Annotated in this window: 3 protein-coding genes and 1 pseudogene; 1 reads left to right on the forward strand and 3 read right to left on the reverse strand. The window is 57.0% G+C overall.

Annotation, left to right across the window (positions count from 1 at the left end; translation table 11 throughout):
- From AQR02_RS26000 to AQR02_RS26010, 3 genes are all read right to left on the reverse strand, one after another.
- Positions 1-786, reverse strand: a 786-nt coding sequence (locus AQR02_RS26000; RefSeq protein WP_054943270.1) for a DNA-3-methyladenine glycosylase family protein, incomplete at its 3' end; no start/stop codon positions are given.
- Entirely contained in the window at positions 767-1,348 is a 582-nt protein-coding gene (locus AQR02_RS26005; RefSeq protein WP_054943271.1) for a methylated-DNA--[protein]-cysteine S-methyltransferase, read from the reverse strand. The genes AQR02_RS26005 and AQR02_RS26000, both read right to left, overlap by 20 nt.
- The gene (locus AQR02_RS26010) at positions 1,345-1,917 is read right to left on the reverse strand and encodes a bifunctional transcriptional activator/DNA repair enzyme AdaA (RefSeq protein WP_054943272.1); all 573 of its coding nucleotides are present in this window, start codon (positions 1,915-1,917) and stop codon (positions 1,345-1,347) included. The genes AQR02_RS26005 and AQR02_RS26010 overlap by 4 nt, the downstream gene beginning before the upstream one ends.
- Positions 1,918-2,080: 163 nt before the next feature.
- Between AQR02_RS26010 and AQR02_RS26015 the strand changes: the two are divergent.
- Positions 2,081-2,453: pseudogene (locus tag AQR02_RS26015) on the forward strand (hypothetical protein); the annotation flags it as partial.

The following is a 2,453-nucleotide window of genomic DNA, read 5'->3' on the forward strand; positions in this document are numbered from 1 at the left end:
CGCATTTTGCAGGCCTACATCGCCTACAGGGTATGCGGTGGTATCGCGCAGGCAGCGCATCCGCACATACTGCGAGGTCCACGGCCCGATCCCCCTGAGCTTCAGCAGCCGCTGCTCGGCGGCTTCCGGGGACGGAAGGGCCAGCAGCTCTTCCCGGCTGAGTCCGCCTCCGGCAATCAGCGCAGCTACCTCCAGCACAGTCCGCGCTTTGTTGCGGGTCAGCTGCAGGCTGCACAACTCTTCCTGACTGACCGCCAGAAAAACCTCCGGCCGCGGAAAATGATAATACGTATGTCCTTCATACTCCAGCGACTCCCCGTATTCAGCGGTGAGCCGCTGCTTCAGCCTGTAGGCAAAGGCCAGATTCACCTGCTGTCCCAGTATCGCCCAGCATAAGGCTTCGAACAGATCAGGAATCCCGATGATCCGCAGTCCCCGTTCGCTAGCAGCCAGCGGCTGGAGCAGCGGGTCTGCATCAGCAATCCGGTAGAACGGGGCCAGATCACGGTTCAGATCGAACCATTCCACAATATAGCGGGCCAGATCTGCTATGGCCTCCGCGCCAGGACGGGCACCGGCCAGTAAGGCAGCCTTCAGGCGCGGCGGCTGATCCTCTGCTACGGTCAGCCTGACTAGCGCCGGCGCTCCTTCCAGAATAAACAGCCGGTTGACCCCCTCGCTATCCGAGCGGAACAAACATTCCAGCGGTGAGCGGTTCATATAGGCCAGACAAGCGCCCAGGTCAAAAAACTGCGGCAGCGGCAGGTCAAAAAGCAAATCGTTCATGGCCCGCCGCCCCCACATGTGTAATGCCTTCCAGCGCCAGCAGCTCCTGCTTCAGCTTCAGGCCGCCCCGGTAACCGGTTAATGTGCCGTTAGCGCCAATGACCCGGTGGCAGGGCACAATGACCGGTATCGGGTTCTGCCCGTTGGCCGCGCCCACCGCACGGACTGCCAGCGGTCTGCCGATCTGCACGGCAAGCTCCTTGTACGTAGCAACGCCGCCATAAGGAATCTGCGTCAGCCCTCTCCAGACCTCCTGTTGAAACGCTGTTCCCCACAGATCAAGCGGAAGGCCGCTGAAGCTGACCGGATTTCCGGCGAAATAGCTCTCCAGCAGATTAGTAACCCCCATATCGGCAAAAACTTCCGCGTTCTCTTCCAGCTCATGGGAAGGGGCATACATGTTCAGCCAGCCCTCCGGCAGCCGGCCCTGATCCTGCTCATAGGATACCCGGATCAGACCCTTATCACTGGCCCATAAGGTCCATCCCCTGTTTCCGAGACGAAGCGTATGGTGATAGATCTTAACCGGCTTAGCGGTTACGCTGTTCCTGATGTTCTTCATGAGAAGTCCCTCCCTTTGTATTGATTGCGGTATTCCGTCGGCGGCAGACCGTTCTTCCGCGCAAACCAGGCGGCGAAATGGGATGCGCCCTGAAAGCCGACCGCCCGCCCGATTTCAGCAACCGGCAAATCCGTAGTTGCCAGCAGCCCGCAGGCCTTCGCTATCCGCAGCTGATCCAGCTTCACGGCTGGAGACTGACCGTTTACACGTGTATAGGTCCGCTGCAGGTGAAACGGGCTGACCTTCAGCTGCTCAGCCAGCATCGGCAGCGTCAGCTTGTCTGCAAGCTGCGCCTCCATAATGGCGTCCGCCTGGGCGGCAAGCACCGCGTCGGGCCGGAGCACACCGCCTTCCTCCGGGCGGCATCGTTTACAAGGGCGGAAGCCGGCACGGGTCGCCTCCTCTAAAGACGTATAAAACTCTACATTTCCGGCCTTAGGCGTTCTGGCCCGGCAGGACGGGCGGCAGACAATACGGGTTGTAAGCACCGCTGTATAATACACTCCGTCATAAGTCGGTTCGCGTTTAACTACCGAATCATAGATGCGCTCAAATGTTATCTGGTCCATGTGAAATCACCTCATACGCCAGTATAAACGATTGCTTTTGCCTTATGCAGCCATTTGGAATAGGAGAGCAAGATTTCGACAGTATGTTGTCTGTATAGGACTCACCTTATAAAATATGGTAATATTATAATAATTTCCATTTTATATGAATAGGGAGGGACTTATGCGTAAATTTACATGGCCGCTAGGCAGTATTATTCTTTCCGTTGCTTTACTTACCGGCTGTAATTCAAATTCGTCCGGAAGCCAAAATCAGCCTGAAAGCGCCGCACCCGCACCGCAGAGCACAGCACCGGCAGCCGAGTCCGCCGCCCCAGCTAAGGAAGACATTCCGCCCGCTGAACTGGAGGCGGCCTTGAAAGCTGCCACCGAATACAAGAATGCAGAGTACACGGTCAAAGCCTCTGCAGATATTTTATCTAGCGAGTCTATAGAGCAGCGTAACGAAGTCATGAAGCCCTATTTCACAGCGGATTTCTACCAAAAAGCAGTCAGCACCCGCTACACCGCCCTTCCCTTGCAGGTCGTCCACAAGC

Origin of the sequence: Paenibacillus ihuae, from assembly GCF_001368795.1 — a bacterium.
GTDB classification, from domain to species: Bacteria; Bacillota; Bacilli; order Paenibacillales; family Paenibacillaceae; genus Paenibacillus_AQ; species Paenibacillus_AQ ihuae.

Bases quoted from the DNA above. Each gene is read 5' to 3' on its own strand.
- AQR02_RS26005 (WP_054943271.1), bottom strand. From the start codon at position 1,348: ATGAAGAACATCAGGAACAGCGTAACCGCTAAGCCGGTTAAGATCTAT.
- AQR02_RS26010 (WP_054943272.1), bottom strand. From the start codon at position 1,917: ATGGACCAGATAACATTTGAGCGCATCTATGATTCGGTAGTTAAACGC.